The organism is Ruegeria sp. CL3, assembly GCF_056536505.1.
Map to the genome: position 1 here is coordinate 22,636 of NZ_JBQFPT010000003.1, position 15,668 is coordinate 38,303.

Consider the following 15,668-nt stretch of genomic DNA (forward strand, 5'->3'; position numbering starts at 1 on the left):
CCAATGCCGATCAAAATCCCATCCGAATTGCCCGCCTTTGACGTCCTGACCCAGGAAGGCGTCATGGTCATGGCTGCGGATCAGGCAATGCGGCAGGACATTCGCCCTCTGCGGATCGGGCTGCTGAATCTGATGCCCAAGAAGATCCAGACCGAGAACCAGTTCGCGCGTTTGATCGGGGCCACTCCGCTGCAGATTGACCTGTCGTTGATCCGCATGACCGAGCATCGGACCAAGAACACCGCCGCTGCGCATATGGCCGAGTTCTATCAGCCGTTCAAGGACGTGAAGGACCAGAAGTTCGACGGCCTGATCATCACCGGTGCGCCTATCGAGCATCTGGAATTCGATGATGTCACCTATTGGGAAGAACTCCGAGAGGTGTTTGAGTGGACCCAGACCAACGTCCATTCCACATTCGGGGTCTGCTGGGGCGGCATGGCGATGATCAACCATTTCCACGGCGTGAAAAAACACATGCTGGACGCCAAGGCCTTTGGCTGTTTCCGGCATCGGAACCTCCTCCCGTCCTCTCCGTTTTTGCGGGGATTCTCGGATGATTGCGTTATTCCTGTCAGCCGCTGGACCGAGATGAAACAGGCCGAGATCGACGCCGCGGACGGCCTCGTCACATTGCTGGGCAGCGATGAAGCAGGTCCTTGCCTTGTCGAGGACCCGGCGCATCGTGCGCTCTATATTTTCAACCACTTCGAATATGACAGCGATACGTTGAAGCAGGAATATGATCGGGACATTGCCAATGGCACACCGATCAACGTCCCGATGAACTACTATCCGGATGATGATCCGACGCAGGCGCCGCAGAACCGGTGGCGCAGCCATGCGCATCTGCTCTATGGTAACTGGATCAATGAAATATATCAGTCCACACCATTCGATATGAGTGAAATTGGCCGCTAAGATCTGGATACTCCTGACGCTGGGCCTGATCGGCTTTGCAGCGTTTACCTTGTGGCGCGCCGCCCAGAGCGAGGCCCGCGCCGCGCAGGCGTTTCCGCCCGAAGGCCAGATACTCGACGTGGATGGGATTGCCGTGCACGCGGTTGTCATGGGGGATGGCCCTGACGTGGTCTTGATTCATGGCTCCAGCGGCAATACCCGTGACATGACCTTCGCCTTGGCCCCTATTCTGGCCAAAAACTACCGCGTGATCGTGTTTGACCGCCCCGGCCTAGGCTATTCGGACAGTTTCAATCCCGAGGGCGAAACCATCCAGGAGCAGGCGGATATCCTGCAACGCGCCGCTGCTCAACTTGGCGCTGAGAAACCCATCGTCGCGGGACAAAGCCTTGGAGGGTCGGTGGCGCTGGCGTGGGCGGTGACCCGGCCTGACAATCTCTCGGGCCTTGTGCTGATCGCCCCGGCCGCGATCCCGTGGGAGACGCCTCTGGACCATTTCAACCGATTGGCAGCGACTAACCTAGGAAGCGCGCTTGCCCTGCCCCTCATCACCTCTTACGTGCCGGAATCTTATGTCGAAACGGCCCTCGACAAAGTGTTTGCTCCGCAAACTGCACCCGAAGGCTACGCCGAGCATTTCGGCCCCGCCCTAACGATGCGCCGCGCCTCAATGCATGCCAACGCAAAACAACGGGTCCGGCTGCTGGAAGAGATTGAGCGTCTGCAGCCCCGATACGGTGAAATCTCTGTGCCTACCGAAATCATTCACGGCACGGCTGATACGACGGTCAAGCTGGATTGGCACTCAACCCGCTTGATCGAACAAATCCCAGATGCCGAGCTGATCGAACTGCCGGGCATCGGCCATATGCCTCAAGTCGTCGCAGCCGATGAGGTCGCCGCTGCCATCGACCGCGCCGCACAACGGGCGGATTTGCGTTAGGCCAGCACCTAATTCATAGTAAGATATGGATTTTATCGCGAGGTAGCTCATGGCCCGTTCGGAAAAAGGCGCAATCGAGAAGTATTACCGCAAGAAAGCGCCCGGCGACGTGCGCAAAATGATCGAAAAGGCAAACAAGGGCGACATCCTGAATCCGAGCTATCCTTACGCCGAAAAATTGAAAACCAAGGACTACGAACAACAGATCGAGGCGCTACAGATCGAGCTGGTCAAAATGCAATCCTGGGTCAAAGAAACCGGTCAACGGGTCGCGATCATCTTTGAAGGCAGAGATGCGGCGGGAAAAGGCGGCACCATCAAGCGGTTCCGCGAGAACCTGAACCCACGCGGGGCGCGGAATGTTGCGCTCAGTAAGCCCTCGGATTCCGAGCGCAGCCAATGGTATTTTCAACGCTATATCCAGCACCTGCCCTCGGCCGGTGAGATCGTTTTTTTCGACCGCAGTTGGTACAACCGAGGTGTCGTTGAAAACGTCTTTGGGTTCTGCAATCAGGAGGAGCGCGAACGGTTCTTCCGTCAGGTCTTGCCGCTCGAAACCGGGTTCGTGAACGACGGGATCAGCCTGTTCAAATTCTGGCTGAACGTCGGCCGTGCTGAACAGCTGAACCGCTTTCTGGCGCGTGAAACGGATCCGCTGAAACAGTGGAAACTCAGCCCGATTGATATCGCCGGTTTGGAAAAATGGGATGAATACACTCAGTCGATCTCTGAAACTCTGACCAGATCACATTCGGAAAACTGCCCATGGACGATCGTGCGGTCAGACGACAAGAAACGCGCGCGCATCGCGGCGATCCGAACGGTGCTGCTGGCTTTGGACTACGATGAAAAAGACGAAAGAGCCATCGGCGAGAATGATCCGAATATCTGCGGCGGGCCGGATGTTTGGGAGTCCTGACGTAAATAAAGGGCTGGGCAAGAATTGGTCGCTAAGGCGTTGGACCATTGGCTGAAATTGGATTATCTTTTGGCACCCGAACACGTGAAAAACCAATAACCTGAGGCCGGAATGACGAAGCGCGGGTATCACCACGGAAACCTGAAGCAGGCCCTGATTGAGGCCGCGCTGTCGTTGATTGAAGAGAAAGGCCCCACCGGTTTCACCCTGTCCGAGGCCGCCAAGACCGCCGGGGTCACTCCTGCTGCCGTCTACCGGCACTATCACGGGCGTGAGGACCTGATTGCTGAAGCCGCCCGGCAAGGGTTCGAGATGTTCGCCGACCTGATGCAATATGCCTATGACGAGGGCCAGCCATCCGCTCTGGCCGCGTTTGAGGCCACCGGGCGCGCCTATCTGGCCTTTGCCCGAAAGCATCCCGGCCACTACATCGCCATGTTCGAAAGTGGGATTTCCCCGAACCGCACGCCCGAACTGTCTTTGGCGTCAAACCGGGCGAAGACGGTTCTAGAGAAGGCAGCTGCGGACCTGTCTCAACATATCCCACCGGAAAAGAGGCCTCCCGCGTCCATGTTCTCGGCCCATATCTGGGCGATGAGTCACGGTGTGGTCGAACTCTATGCGCGCAACGCGACAGGTGCGACCTCGCCCTTTTCGCCCGAGGACCTTCTGGAAAGCGGGATTGGGATTTACCTGCGCGGGCTGGGTCTGGTGCCGCAGGACGACTGATCCTCAGAACAATCGGCTTCCCTGATTGGCGCTGAGGCCTGACGAGACGTTGATCAGATCCATCTCTCCCATCCCCTTGATCTCGACCCGCCCCAGATCTGAGACCTGAAACTCGTCGATCAACGCGTATTTCATCGCCTCCGGCGCGACGATATTCATCGGGTTTGCAAAGACTTGTAGGCGTGCAGCGATGTTTACCGCTGGGCCAAACACGTCATAGACATATTTCTGAATGCCTACGACCGACCCGACAGCCGGCCCCATGCCCAGGCCGATCCGGGCCTGCCATTTATGCGGGTGGCTTTCGTTACGCCGCTCGAGATACCGCAAGAAGCGCACTGCGCAATGGGCGACAGCCGTGGCATGGTCGGGCGTCGCATCCGGCATGCCAGAGACAGCCAGATAGGCGTCCCCGATCGTTTTGATCCGCTCGCATCCGTATTGGTCGACGATCCGGTCGAAGGCCGTGAAGATATCATTCAACTCGCTCAACGTGACCGTCGGGTCGGTTTTGGCAGCAAAATCCGTGAACCCAACGAAATCCAACATCACCACCGAGACTTCGTCGAACAGCTGAGGGGTCACGACGCCAAACGTCTTGAACTCTTCATAGACAGCGCGGGGCATCACGTTCAGCAGGAGGCGTTCAACCCTCTCCTTCTCGCGCTCTAATTCACGCGTGTTACGCTCGACCATGGTCGAGTAGCTGTCGATCATGCTCTCAAGCTCGCGAATGCGCGTGATGTTCTGGCATTCTACGATTAGCACCTGTTCCGACAACCCACTGGCCAGTGAGACAGTGACCGCGAAGATCAGCGTCCGGCGTTTGGGTTTGATCTGAAGCTCGACCGAATATCGCAGTCCCGATTGTTTGACGTCCTCCAGCTCTCTCGCGTCGAGGTCGGGCAGGATATCCAACAGAGACTGCTTTTTCTCAGGCTTGCCAAACCACTCAGCGAAAGGGCTGTTATGAAAGACGAATTTCAGATCCGAGGCTCGCACAACTGCAACGCCAACGCCGATGGCCCGCAGAAGTTGTTCGTTGATGGCAAGAATGCTCATGCCGCGTCACGGCTAACGATGATCGAGCGTTTGCCTTCAATCGCGCCAAGGGCCGTTTTGATATCGCGCTCGGACATGCCATGCATCTCGAGCGCTTCGCCGAATAGCTCTGCCATGACATCGAAGTGATCATGTGAAATGCCAAGGTGTCGATGCACAGCCTCGATCCTGTCGTCGCTGAACGCCGCAGGCCCCCCAACCAGGGACGAAACGAACTTGGTCTGATGGTCTATCAGGCGCGGCATGTCGATATCTTCGAAGAAATGCCCGATTTCGTCGGACTCCAGCGCTATTTCGTAGAAACTCATCACCACACGGCTGATGGTTTTGAAGCCGCCGTATTTCTCGTAAAGCGTTTGTGACACCCCAACACCCAGTCAATAACTAGAAATAACGTCACAAGCTTATATCAAATTGGTATTTTTGTTAATGCTTTTGAAAACTTGAGGTCTTAGGCGCCGGTTTACCTCTGCGCGGGTCGAAACAGGCGTCAGACCCGAAGGTCCGTGTCAACCGGAATGAACCCAACAAACCCACCCTGGTCGAGCAATTTTTTTTGCCCTCCAAAGCGCCAACCAAGCTTGCGTTTTGCCGCGAATAGCTCGCGCCGAGCCCGGAACCAGAACGGGCCTTTGTCCAAACCGGTATTGGTGGATTGATCACCTTCCCGCTCGCTTGTCTTGACCTGTTCGAGATCTTGCTGCTGCTTCGACCAGATCATCTGCACACCCACAGCCGGGAACACCTGATACATCCGCCAATCTGGCCGGGGGATCGATACGAAATCATCGAGATGGTCGGAATACTGCTGAGACCAGGCCAGCAGTTTGCGACACCCCTCCTGCGACAGAACATAAGCCGCAGCACTTGGGGCCATTTCCAGGAGAGGACGAGCTGTGACGCCGCCTATTTCTACCTCCGCTCCAAAGCGCAGGCTGCGCGGCGAGTAGTCCATCTTTGCGAAATCGAACCTGTCCGCGTTCTCGACGAGGCTGTCGATCAACTGCCCCAGTCGGGACGACATCTCGACATCATCCTCGAAAATCGCAGCCGCCTTCAGGTTTTGATCCACTGCTTGCTGCCAGACGGCGCGATGGCTTTCAAAGCAGGCGATCTCGCTTTGCTTCAAACCCCAGCGAGAGCCAACGCCCGGCACATACCCATTCCCCTCCAGAGCATCCGCCTGACGCGCATCAACCGCGCTGAAACGGATCGGGTCGGTCACGCCAACTTTTGCGAACTGCGCCTCCATAAACACGCGGCGTTCGGGAACCCGGTCAAGGTTTATGTAGAACACAGCCGTCTTTAGCTGCTTGTCCGCTTGCGTCACGCGTTTTCCTTTCGCTGCCTTCTATGCGCCATGCGACCGGTCATAGGCCGAGACACTGGGCTGAACATGCGACTGCCGCGCGACTTCACCCGGATCAAAGACCTCGATCAGCAACGGATAGCATGCAGCGGTGTCCGAGGAATGCTCGGAGGAACAATCCCCGCCCGGACAGGCTGAGAGGCCGACAATCAGGTCAATCTCAGCATGGAATTCAAGGTAGTCACCCGGACGCACCGGGCTGGCCTTCATAAAATACTGGCCGGTATCGCGCGTGAAACCGGTACACATGAAGACGTTCAGAACGTCATGCACATGGGTCTCCGCCTCGTGCAGAGGCAGATCGCAATGCTGCGCCAAAGCCCGGGTCAGGTTCGAATGACAGCAATAGTGGTAGTCATCCCCGGACAGCAACCGCCCGGTATACGGGTCGCAGCGGGTGCCGATCACGTCATGAACGGAGCCCCCAAAGGCGTCAAAGCCGTACCAGTCCAGCGTATCAGCCGTGATCGTCGCCATCGGCCGCATATTTGGGAAACTCGACCACATGCGGTCTCCGGTCGAAAGATGCGTTCCGTGCAGGGCGCGGGTTTTACCGGAGTAGAACCGTTCGGTCAGATCGTGTTTGTTCCACAGGTTCAGATCGCCAACCTGCGCGCCTTCGACGGATGTGATGCGGAAAAAAGCACCGGCTGGAAGGTCGATACAGGCAGCGTCTCGCGGCGCAGCGGTGACTTCGGCAGTTTTCTCGGATGTGTCCCGCAAGCGGGTCAGCCCATCTAGATCAGGGCTGGGCAGAGTTTCAGGCGGGTAGCAAATGACAGGGCGGATAGCCTTGCGATCCTCGGCATCATTTGGGGCCGGGAAATTTGGGGTTGAGACTTTCACTTAGCACCTCCGCCAATTTGGGCTGTCTTGCACCTAACATCGCCAGACATAAAGCAAATACAGGACAGCGGCCAATGCTCAAATTGGTCCATTCTGACGCAACTAGCCCGCCATGCGCGCGCGCCGCCGTGCCATGGATTTGCGAAATGCCCAATCGCTGAACAGTGTCAAAGGCAACAGGACCCTCTCGCCCAACCCGTCAATGACGACAAGTCTGCCACCACGCTCCTGCGCGCGCACGATGTTTCCGATCCCCATGTCACCAACGATGATGCGTCCGCGCTCCAGATCGTCCAGCAACTCCAGCAAGTCGGCCCGCAGCTTCTGAGCCACTTCCGGGTCACCATTTGCAGCCATCATCTCAGCATGCAGGGACGGTGCAAGATCTCCATCAGGGCCGGTCATCTTTTCTACCACGATTGCAGGTCCCCGCGAGGTTGGCGCATAGCCCATGAACTTCGCCAGACGCTCGATCTCGGGGCAGCCACGGTGCAGCGCGGCAAGGTATTCGTTCGCTTCGCGGTTCCACTGTCGCAAATTGCCGTAACGCCATTCCGCATAGCGCGGTATGAGGTGGTTTCGCTTCGGCTCATCCACGCGGACTTTCAACAGGGCGCCATCCATTTCGGGATGCTGGAAAATCTCATAATTCTGGCTTGTACGCAGAGGCACCTGCCCGGTCAGGTCAATCATGTTCGTCCGTCTGTCCTGTGCAGAAAATTCGCGTCGACCGGCACTATATGGCTGTCATGGAACTGATACAATGCAACCAGATCTCGCCACACAGAACGCTCGTATCTAGGTGCGGCATAAACTGATCAGGGGGATTGTGGCGGAGAGACAGGGATTCGAACCCTGGAGACGGTTTCCCGCCTACACACTTTCCAGGCGTGCGCCTTCGACCACTCGGCCACCTCTCCGTGAGCGCGATATGTGACGCAATGCAAAAGGATTTGCAAGGCCCCAATTCCGTGAATTCACACCCGTTTGCACATTAGTTTGCGGACCATTCCCAACGCGAGCAATGGTCAGACTTCGTCCCCTCCGTCGCCGTCCAGATCTCCCTCGGTCATGGCTGCGGGTTCGGTGCTGGGTGCTCGTTGCTCCGGGGCTGGCGAGGTTGGGTCTTGTGATTCAGTGCGCAGGGCTTCGGGGTTGCGAAGCCAAACGTCGCGTTGTGCGAATGGAATCTCGATCCCTTCTTCCACGAACCGGCGATTGATTTCGTGATTCATGTCGGATTTGACCGACAGAACCCAATTCACGTCCCGCAGAATACCCCGGATTTCAAAGTCCAGCGAATCCGCGCCGAACCCCTGAAACACCACGCTGGGGGCTGGGTTCGCCAACACCATAGGATGAGAATTCGCGATCTCGCCCAGAATGGTCTCGACCTTGCGCGTGTCGGTCCCATAGGCCACGCCCACAGGCACGATCACCCGGCCAATCGTGTTGCCACGCGTATAGTTGGTGACCACGCCGCTGATCAGATCCGAGTTCGGAACAATGACATCCGTCCGATCAAACGTCTCAATCCGCGTGGACCGGACCGAGATATCGCGGACATAGCCCATCATCCCGTTCACATCTATCCAATCCCCTTTCGAGATAGGCCTCTCAACCAGCAGGATGATCCCGGAAACGAAGTTTGAAACGATGGTCTGAAGACCGAAACCAATACCGACAGACAAGGCACCGGCGACAATCGCGAGCGATGAGAGATCAAAGCCAGCCACCGTGATTGCAACCAGCGAAGCGAGGAAAATGCCGACGTAGCCCGTGCCCGATACGATCGCATTTTGCCCGCCTGGATCAATGCTTGTCTTGGGCAACAGCGAATTGCGCAAGCCCCCCTGTAGCAGTCGCGTCAGGCCATATCCGATAGCAAACACGGCAACAAAAGTCAGGAAATTGGACGGAGAGATCGTAACCCCGCCCAAGCTGAACCCTTGCAGGATCTGCGACCAGATCTCGCTCAGATCCGCCTCGCGCGCGCCCCAGAAAAGGGCCAGGATAGGGATCGAAACCAAGGCCAGGAAGAAACCCACCAGAACCGCGAACAGAGAATCGCGGGCGTTGTCCCCCTGCCCCGTAAACCAGCCGTATAGCGAGCTGATAAAGCGCTGCACGATCACAAGAATGGCGATCAGGATCAGCGTATTGACTGCAGGAAACACAATCGCTTCGGCTGCGTTGGTGTAGCCCAACAAGGCCAGAACAGGCGCGCTGACACCAAGCATGAGCACAATACGCCGGACAACCTCGACAACCTGCGAAAACCCACTGGCACGTGGGATCTCGCCGCCTTCGGTCGGTGGATCTGACCGTCGGATCTGACGAATGCGCAGCAGAAGAAGTGAGGTGACGACAATGACCGGAAAGATAACAACGGCGCGGGTGGAATCCGCTATGTTCTCAATCCTCTCGAACAGGCCGATCAAGTCATGCAAGATCAGCATCACTGCCAGAATATCCACGTAGATACGAATCTCGGTGATCTGCCCCGCCGAGAATCTTCGGAAATTCTGTGCCGCGGCCATCAGGTAGACCTGCCGTCCGACCCAGTCGAAAACAAGCACGATCGCCGCCCAATACGGTACCTGCTGCAGCAAAAGCGTTCCGCGCAGCCCAAGTACTCCGGTCAGGTCAATCGCAGCTGTAAGAGCCACCACGCCAATCCAGGGAAGGATGATGCGTAGAAGGGAAATCACAAAGGTCCACGCACCGGTTCCGCGCCCACCGAAACGACGCAGATAGTCGCCTCCTCGTTCAGACCAACGGCGTCCGTAAACCAGTAAGATGACGGCTAGTGCCACCAAGGCCAGTATCGCGGGGGCCTGATTCTGAACGCGCTCTTTGGTGACGTCCGAGGTCAGACTGGACGACGTCTCGTTGAACAATCCGAACAGAGCCTCGCGAATATCCGACCAGGCAGCGGGCCATGTCGACAGGTTCAGCGGTGAAGGACCACGTTCCAGGAACTGCTTTCTCTGACGTTCTCGCAGAATACGATCAATTTCACTGATAAGACCGTTGGCACGGCTAAAGGCCTCCTCGGAGATAATCCGTGGAACCCGCAAGGCGTTGAGCTGTTCGTCCAGATGCTCGCGAAGCTGCGCGATATCCTCCGGCTCCGTGACCCCTTCTTCAGGCTTGGGACCCAACGCATTTACCTGGCTTTCCAATGTCTGGATGCGGTCGGCATTGGCATTGCGGGCCGTATTGAACGTATTGCGATAGCCGTCGATCTCGGTACGCAACTGCTCCATCGCGGCGTCCGACGCCCTGTCGGCTTCAACAACGCTTTCGGCACGGTCCGCAGTGCTGAGCCAGCCTTTGTAGAACTCGCTCTGCCGATCAGTCAGTTGCGCCGAGGCTACCCCCGCCAACCCGACTAAGATAAGCGCAGCACTTGACAGAAACAGGCGGACCTGTCGCAGCATCAGACGTCCTCAAACACGCCCGGTATCTTACGCGGGGCGTCTGTCATCCAATCGGGTACCGGCAGTTCTTTTTCGCGCAGGAACTCGGGATTGAACAGTTTGGACTGATAGCGTGTGCCATAGTCACACAGGATGGTCACAATCGTATGCCCCGGACCAAGGTTTTTGGCCAAACGCACCGCACCAGCCATGTTGATCGCGGTCGAACCGCCCATGACCAGACCTTCTTCACGCAGCAGATCAAAGATGTAAGGCAACGCCTCATTGTCGGTCGCCTGATAGGTGTAGTCCGGCTTGAACCCTTCGAGGTTCTTGGTGATCCGCACCTGTCCGATGCCTTCTGCGATCGAGCCGCCCTCCATCGCGATTTCGCCAGTTGTGTAGTAGGAATACAGCCCCGCGCCCATCGGATCGACCAGGCCAATCTTCACGCCCTTGGGCTGCAGCGCATCGGCCACACCCGCCAGTGTTCCGCCTGAGCCGACCGCGCAGACAAAACCATCTACCTTGCCGCCGGTTTGTTCCCAGATTTCGGGGCCAGTGGTTTCCACATGGGCCTGACGGTTGGCAACATTGTCGAACTGGTTAGCCCAGATCGCGCCATTGGGTTCAGTTTGCGCCAGTTCCTCGGCCAGACGGCGCGAGTAGTGAACGAAGTTGTTGGGATTGCGATACGGCGCTGCAGGCACCTGCACCAGCTGCGCGCCTGCCAGGCGCAGCATGTCTTTTTTTTCTTCGGACTGGGTTTCCGGGATCACGATCACCGTTTTAAAGCCCATCGACGCGCCGACTAGAGCCAGGCCGATACCGGTATTACCTGCGGTCCCTTCCACAATGGTGCCACCGGGCTTCAACTCACCCCGCGCAACTGCGTCGCGGATGATGTAGAGAGCAGCACGGTCCTTGACCGACTGGCCAGGGTTCATGAATTCCGCCTTGCCGAGGATCTCGCACCCGGTTTCTTCACTGATGCGCTTCAACCGGATCAGCGGCGTTTTTCCGACTGCGTCGGCAAGATCTCGTGCAATGCGCATGGCACCCTCATTTCATTACGTAACACTGCAGATTTACAGCCGCCGTGCGCCAACCACAAGCGCGATAGTCAACCACGCAGGCGGTCCCTATGGCGCGCCAGCCAATGGGCCAGAGTCAGCAGCGGTAAGTCCTTGAATTCACCGCGATCCACTATGGCGATAAACGTCTCAAACGGTAGAACACGAGAGCGTATATCCTCACCTTCGGTGGCCAGCCCCGCGATTATTGCAGGATCTGTCAAATCGCCAAGCCCGACATAGAGATAGACGTACTCGGTCGACGACCCGCTGGAGGAATAACCTCCGCCTGCGCTGTGCAGAGCATCGAAAGCGATGCCGGCCTCCTCCATCCCTTCACGATGTGCGGCCTGCTCTGGCGTTTCGCCAGGGTCGATCATGCCTGCAACCGGCTCCCACATCCAAGGTTCGGGATCATCGATCAGATGGATTGGGGCGCGGAACTGCTCTACAAGCAACACGGTGTCTCGCACGGGATCATAGGGGAGAACGATTACCGCGCTGCCTTGCAACAACGCGCTTCGGTTCAGCGTCGGCCCCATGGCTCCATCGTATTGACGGTGTTGCAGGTCGATCTCTTCCATTGCGAAGTAGTTGACATATGCGCGGTGATGGCGATGCACGATCACGTCCTTGGACACATCGCGCGCATCGCCCGTTTGCCGCTGCCGCGCGAAGAGTTTTGCCCAGGCCCGAGTCTGAATCGCTGGCATGCTGCGCGCCATATCCGACGGCGCAACCCGCCCGAAATAGCTCATCTCCTCTTCGGCGGCGAGCGCGGTGACGTCACCGAGGCGTTCAACCCACCCGTCCAGAGACCAAGGCCCATCCGGCACCCAGGCCGTAGGTTCGGGAAAAAACACCTGAGCCTGCGCCCAGGTTCCATCCTCTAGCGTCACTGTCAAAGGCCTCAGATCATAGTCGAACCCGCCCTCGTAATAAGCCAGTCGATCCAGATCCGCTTGCGTCAGGCCTTGCACAAACAATCCCACACCCTGCTCACCGCTTGAGGGTTAAATCATTGGGAAGTCCTGCCCCTGAACCGCAGAAACCATGTGTTCTGGCAGAATGGCAGGTTTCAGCGACAGCTCAGACGACGAGCGCCCGAGAACCGCCTCCAACAGCGGCACATGCCGCAGGGTTCCATAGAAGAACAAATCGGACACGAGAGGCTAGACTTTCGCTAAGTGTTCACATTCAACGCCAGCGACGGCTTGCTATTTCAGTCAGCAAGCCGGTGGCAACGGCCCCAACACCCAAGGTGATCAGGATTTCCGGCGCGAGCAACTGTTCACCGAATTCGACGCCGATCTTGAAGATGGCAATCAGCGCCTCGAAAGGGCCGTCATAGCGGTGGCGCATGGCCAGTCGGAACATTTCATAGGTGCCCTGAACGAAAAGGCCCCAAAACACCAGTGAGGCCATGCCGGTCAGGCCGTTGTTGATTCCGGCCGTCCAGCCCCGGCCAGCGCGCTTGCCCATGATTTTCCAACCGCAAATCCAACCCAAGGCGATATTGACCACGGTAAAATACCCGTAGTCCTTCCCCTCTTCTCCGTTTGCGATAACCATGCTGGACACGATGAACGCCAACACCACAAGACAAGCGGCGGCGACAAGGCGACTGGCGGTGGGCATGTATGAATTCCGTTCGTTAACTAGGCTTTGCTATGGTGATCTGTGTCACATCGCAATTGCCCGTGTCAAAGGCTGCGCCGCAGGCCGTCAAATAATAATTCCACATGCGGCGGAAACGCTCATCAAATCCCATTTCCGAGATCTGGTCCCACTTGTCGTTGAACGTATCAAACCAACGACGCAGGGTCAGGTCATAGCTCTTGCCGAACTCCTTCGAGCGCACGACATTCAGCCCCGCCTGATCAATCTGCTGTCGCAAGATCGTAGGCGATGGCAGCATTCCCCCCGGAAAGATGTATTTCTGAATGAAATCAACGCCGTTCTTGTAGTAGTCCCAGCGATGATCGCCCACGGTGATGATCTGCAAGGTGGCTTGTGCACCCGGCTTCAACCGATCCCGCACAGTATCGAAATAGACCGGCCAGTATTTCTGACCCACGGCCTCAAACATCTCGATCGAGGCAATGCCGTCGTATTGCCCTTGTTCGTCGCGATAGTCTTGAAGTTTCAGATCAACCAGATCGGATATACCTGCCTTATCAATGCGTTGTTGTGCGAACTTCAACTGCTCTTGACTGATCGTCAGACCCGTCACACGCAGGCCACGCTCTTTCGCGGCATATTCGGCGAAGCCGCCCCAGCCACAGCCGATCTCAAGCACATGATCGCCTGGTTTGACGCCCATCTCATCGACCATGCTGGCGTATTTGGCGGTCTGCGCCTTCTCGAGGCTCTCCTGCCCTGTCTCGAAAATGGCGCTGGAATAAGTCATCGTATCGTCAAGCCAGAGCGCATAAAAATCGTTCCCCAGATCGTAGTGATACGAGATATTCTTCTTGGCCTGTTTGCGATTGTTCCGATGCAACCAAAACCTCAGACGCTCATAGGCCTGCACGAGAAACTTGCCAGTGAACCCATCGTAGGCCGTTTCACTGCCCATATGGACCAAATCCATAAAGGCGCGCAAATCAGGCGTACTCCAATGGCCCTCCAGATAAGCGTCGGAAAAGCCAAGCTCACCTTCCCGGATCAGGCGGGCGAACACGTCGGGATCGTGAATTTCGACCTCGGCAACCGGTCCGGGCTTTGAGCCCTCAACACGGAAGGTCCGTCCGTCGGACAAAGTAATATCCAAGCGCCCGGCTTCCATTTTGCTCAGCATCTTGAAAACCTGCGCGAAATATCTGGGCAGACCTTTTTGGCCTTCGGTCGTTGTCAAGATCATCCGCTCTCCCCTCTGCGGTGGTTGATGCAGGCTAGGACGCAATTGTGTTTGTGGCAAGTTTTCAGTTCCTTACTGGTTTTTTCGGCGTTCATACGCGGCCAGCGCGCGGGCGCGACCTGTTGGCAGATCGACCACCGGTGGCGGGTAATCCGCCTTGGGGTTCAGTCCCCAGGAACGGGGCGTGGCTTCAAAGTAGGACAAGGCCGTCGCAGACGGGTTTGGCCTGCCTTCGGCGATCCATTGCTTTAGGTAGACACCCTTGGGGTCGAATTTTTCCTGTTGAGTATCGGGATTGAAAATGCGGAAGAACGGAGACGCATCCGGTCCGGACCCCGCGACCCATTGCCAGCCCATCGCATTGCAGGCCGGATCCCAGTCGATCAGGCAATCCTCGAACCACTCCATCCCGATTTTCCAATGGGTCATCAGATGCTTGGTCAGGTAACTTGCCACGATCATCCGGGCGCGGTTGTGCATCCGCCCGGTCACATACATCTGCCGCAGACCCGCATCCACAACCGGGATGCCGGTTCTGGCCTGCAGCCAAGCTTGCACCTCGGGCGCATCTCGCGCCTCGTTCCAAGGAAAACCGTCCCATTCTGGCTTCCAGTTGCCCGAAACCAGCTGAGGCGTGTGGTACATCAGATGATAGGCGAACTCGCGCCAGATAAGCTGTCGTAGAAATGAACCCGTGCCTTGGGTCCCTTCGAAAACCGCACGTTGCACGCAATGCCAGGCGGTACGCGGACCGATTTCACCCAATGAGAGGTACTCGGACAGGTTCGAGGTCCCGTCCAGATCCAGCCTGTCACGGTCAGCGCAATAATTCGCGACCCGTTTCAGGAACCCCTCCAGATGATCAAGCGCCGCTTGCTCACCCGGTTGCACATAGGGTCTGACGACCGCAGCCCCTCGGTTCATCGCCGCGCCAAGGTGCCAGGTCGCCAGATCGTCAGAGGCAGGCCAGTGCGCGGGGGCGGTCAGCCTGGTCGGCGCGGCCTCGGGTGGAGGGACTTCGCGCCCCTGCACAGCGCGCCACATTGGGGTGAAGACGCGAAACGGCTGACCGGCTTTGGTCGCAACCGTCCAAGGTTCGAACAGAAGATGTCCGGCAAAAGACTTTGCCTCGATCCCCTGCTCTTTCAGCGCCGATTTGATCTTCGTATCCCGTACAATCGAGGCGGGATCGTAGGCGCGCGACCAATACACGTCCGTCGCGCCGGTTTCAGCGATCATCCGCTGCAACTGCTCCAACGCATCGCCCCGTCGCAGGATCAGACGGCTGCCAATGTCGTTTAGCGCGCGGGCAAAGACCTCAAGCCCCAGCTCAAGCCGCCATTTCGGGGCCGCGCCAAGGGTTTGCACCAGATCATCGCACAGAAAAACCGGCACCACAGGGCGACCGGTCGCAGCCGCCGCCGCAAGCGCCGGATGATCGCCTAGCCGCAGGTCGCGCCTGAACCACAAAATGATCGGAGGTTGCCCGTCTTCCATATTCGCCCCGCCGTTTTCTTTCCACTA

General features: G+C 57.5%; 16 protein-coding genes and 1 tRNA gene. 4 read left to right on the forward strand and 13 right to left on the reverse strand.

The window, feature by feature from the left end; all coding sequences use genetic code 11:
• Window positions 1–3: 3 nt before the first annotated feature.
• From metA to ACR0NO_RS04555, 4 genes are all read left to right on the forward strand, one after another.
• A complete protein-coding gene (gene metA / locus ACR0NO_RS04540; protein WP_425083231.1) occupies window positions 4–921 on the forward strand; it encodes a homoserine O-acetyltransferase MetA in 918 nt (305 codons plus the stop codon).
• A complete protein-coding gene (locus tag ACR0NO_RS04545) occupies window positions 911–1,864 on the forward strand; it encodes an alpha/beta fold hydrolase (protein WP_480723129.1) in 954 nt (317 codons plus the stop codon). The genes metA and ACR0NO_RS04545 overlap by 11 nt, the downstream gene beginning before the upstream one ends.
• A 49-nt stretch (window positions 1,865–1,913) precedes the next feature.
• Window positions 1,914–2,783: a polyphosphate kinase 2 gene (gene ppk2, locus ACR0NO_RS04550; protein ID WP_480723130.1), complete on the forward strand. Its 870-nt coding sequence runs from the start codon at window positions 1,914–1,916 to the stop codon at window positions 2,781–2,783.
• 111 nt (window positions 2,784–2,894) lie between these two features.
• Complete coding sequence (locus ACR0NO_RS04555; protein ID WP_170487400.1) at window positions 2,895–3,512, forward strand: TetR/AcrR family transcriptional regulator; 618 nt, start codon at window positions 2,895–2,897, stop codon at window positions 3,510–3,512.
• Window positions 3,513–3,515: 3 nt separating this feature from the next.
• On the opposite strand, the gene ACR0NO_RS04560 is transcribed toward ACR0NO_RS04555, so the two are convergent.
• The 13 genes from ACR0NO_RS04560 to ACR0NO_RS04620 all read right to left on the reverse strand — a co-directional run bounded on the left by ACR0NO_RS04560 (window position 3,516) and on the right by ACR0NO_RS04620 (window position 15,641).
• Entirely contained in the window at window positions 3,516–4,574 is a 1,059-nt protein-coding gene (locus ACR0NO_RS04560; protein ID WP_480723131.1) for an adenylate/guanylate cyclase domain-containing protein, read from the reverse strand.
• Window positions 4,571–4,939 (reverse strand): group I truncated hemoglobin, encoded by a 369-nt coding sequence (locus ACR0NO_RS04565; RefSeq protein ID WP_170376778.1) that lies wholly within the window; start codon window positions 4,937–4,939, stop codon window positions 4,571–4,573. The genes ACR0NO_RS04560 and ACR0NO_RS04565 overlap by 4 nt, the downstream gene beginning before the upstream one ends.
• 125 nt (window positions 4,940–5,064) lie before the next feature.
• On the reverse strand, window positions 5,065–5,904 hold the full coding sequence (locus ACR0NO_RS04570) for a glycosyltransferase family 25 protein (protein WP_480723132.1): 840 nt from the start codon (window positions 5,902–5,904) through the stop codon (window positions 5,065–5,067).
• Window positions 5,905–5,925: 21 nt separating this feature from the next.
• Window positions 5,926–6,789 (reverse strand): urea carboxylase-associated family protein, encoded by an 864-nt coding sequence (locus ACR0NO_RS04575; RefSeq protein ID WP_480723133.1) that lies wholly within the window; start codon window positions 6,787–6,789, stop codon window positions 5,926–5,928.
• Between the two features lie 102 nt (window positions 6,790–6,891).
• Window positions 6,892–7,482: a YrbL family protein gene (locus ACR0NO_RS04580; protein WP_480723134.1), complete on the reverse strand. Its 591-nt coding sequence runs from the start codon at window positions 7,480–7,482 to the stop codon at window positions 6,892–6,894.
• A gap of 137 nt (window positions 7,483–7,619) precedes the next feature.
• Window positions 7,620–7,709, reverse strand: a tRNA-Ser gene (locus ACR0NO_RS04585).
• Between the two features lie 108 nt (window positions 7,710–7,817).
• Entirely contained in the window at window positions 7,818–10,232 is a 2,415-nt protein-coding gene (locus ACR0NO_RS04590; RefSeq protein ID WP_170665257.1) for a DUF3772 domain-containing protein, read from the reverse strand.
• A complete protein-coding gene (locus ACR0NO_RS04595) occupies window positions 10,232–11,266 on the reverse strand; it encodes a cysteine synthase A (RefSeq protein ID WP_170665258.1) in 1,035 nt (344 codons plus the stop codon). Before ACR0NO_RS04595 ends, ACR0NO_RS04590 begins: the two co-directional genes overlap by 1 nt.
• A 68-nt stretch (window positions 11,267–11,334) precedes the next feature.
• Window positions 11,335–12,276, reverse strand: coding sequence for an NUDIX domain-containing protein (locus tag ACR0NO_RS04600; RefSeq protein WP_480723135.1), 942 nt, complete (start codon window positions 12,274–12,276; stop codon window positions 11,335–11,337).
• Window positions 12,277–12,297: 21 nt separating this feature from the next.
• Window positions 12,298–12,450: a gamma-glutamylcyclotransferase family protein gene (locus tag ACR0NO_RS04605; RefSeq protein ID WP_480723136.1), complete on the reverse strand. Its 153-nt coding sequence runs from the start codon at window positions 12,448–12,450 to the stop codon at window positions 12,298–12,300.
• Between the two features lie 31 nt (window positions 12,451–12,481).
• The gene (locus ACR0NO_RS04610) at window positions 12,482–12,922 is read right to left on the reverse strand and encodes a TrgA family protein (RefSeq protein ID WP_170718109.1); all 441 of its coding nucleotides are present in this window, start codon (window positions 12,920–12,922) and stop codon (window positions 12,482–12,484) included.
• 16 nt (window positions 12,923–12,938) lie between these two features.
• Window positions 12,939–14,147 carry a class I SAM-dependent methyltransferase gene (locus tag ACR0NO_RS04615; RefSeq protein ID WP_170469708.1) on the reverse strand — a complete coding sequence of 403 codons (1,209 nt, stop codon included), beginning with the start codon at window positions 14,145–14,147 and terminating at the stop codon, window positions 12,939–12,941.
• 69 nt (window positions 14,148–14,216) lie between these two features.
• Window positions 14,217–15,641: a cryptochrome/photolyase family protein gene (locus tag ACR0NO_RS04620; protein WP_480723137.1), complete on the reverse strand. Its 1,425-nt coding sequence runs from the start codon at window positions 15,639–15,641 to the stop codon at window positions 14,217–14,219.
• Window positions 15,642–15,668 lie beyond the last annotated feature (27 nt).

Bases quoted from the DNA above. Each gene is read 5' to 3' on its own strand.
- ACR0NO_RS04560 (WP_480723131.1), bottom strand. From the start codon at position 4,574: ATGAGCATTCTTGCCATCAACGAACAACTTCTGCGGGCCATCGGCGTT.
- ACR0NO_RS04610 (WP_170718109.1), bottom strand. From the start codon at position 12,922: ATGCCCACCGCCAGTCGCCTTGTCGCCGCCGCTTGTCTTGTGGTGTTG.
- ACR0NO_RS04620 (WP_480723137.1), bottom strand. From the start codon at position 15,641: ATGGAAGACGGGCAACCTCCGATCATTTTGTGGTTCAGGCGCGACCTG.
- ACR0NO_RS04580 (WP_480723134.1), bottom strand. From the start codon at position 7,482: ATGATTGACCTGACCGGGCAGGTGCCTCTGCGTACAAGCCAGAATTAT.
- metA (WP_425083231.1), top strand. From the start codon at position 4: ATGCCGATCAAAATCCCATCCGAATTGCCCGCCTTTGACGTCCTGACC.
- ACR0NO_RS04595 (WP_170665258.1), bottom strand. From the start codon at position 11,266: ATGCGCATTGCACGAGATCTTGCCGACGCAGTCGGAAAAACGCCGCTG.
- ACR0NO_RS04615 (WP_170469708.1), bottom strand. From the start codon at position 14,147: ATGATCTTGACAACGACCGAAGGCCAAAAAGGTCTGCCCAGATATTTC.
- ACR0NO_RS04555 (WP_170487400.1), top strand. From the start codon at position 2,895: ATGACGAAGCGCGGGTATCACCACGGAAACCTGAAGCAGGCCCTGATT.
- ACR0NO_RS04590 (WP_170665257.1), bottom strand. From the start codon at position 10,232: ATGCTGCGACAGGTCCGCCTGTTTCTGTCAAGTGCTGCGCTTATCTTA.
- ppk2 (WP_480723130.1), top strand. From the start codon at position 1,914: ATGGCCCGTTCGGAAAAAGGCGCAATCGAGAAGTATTACCGCAAGAAA.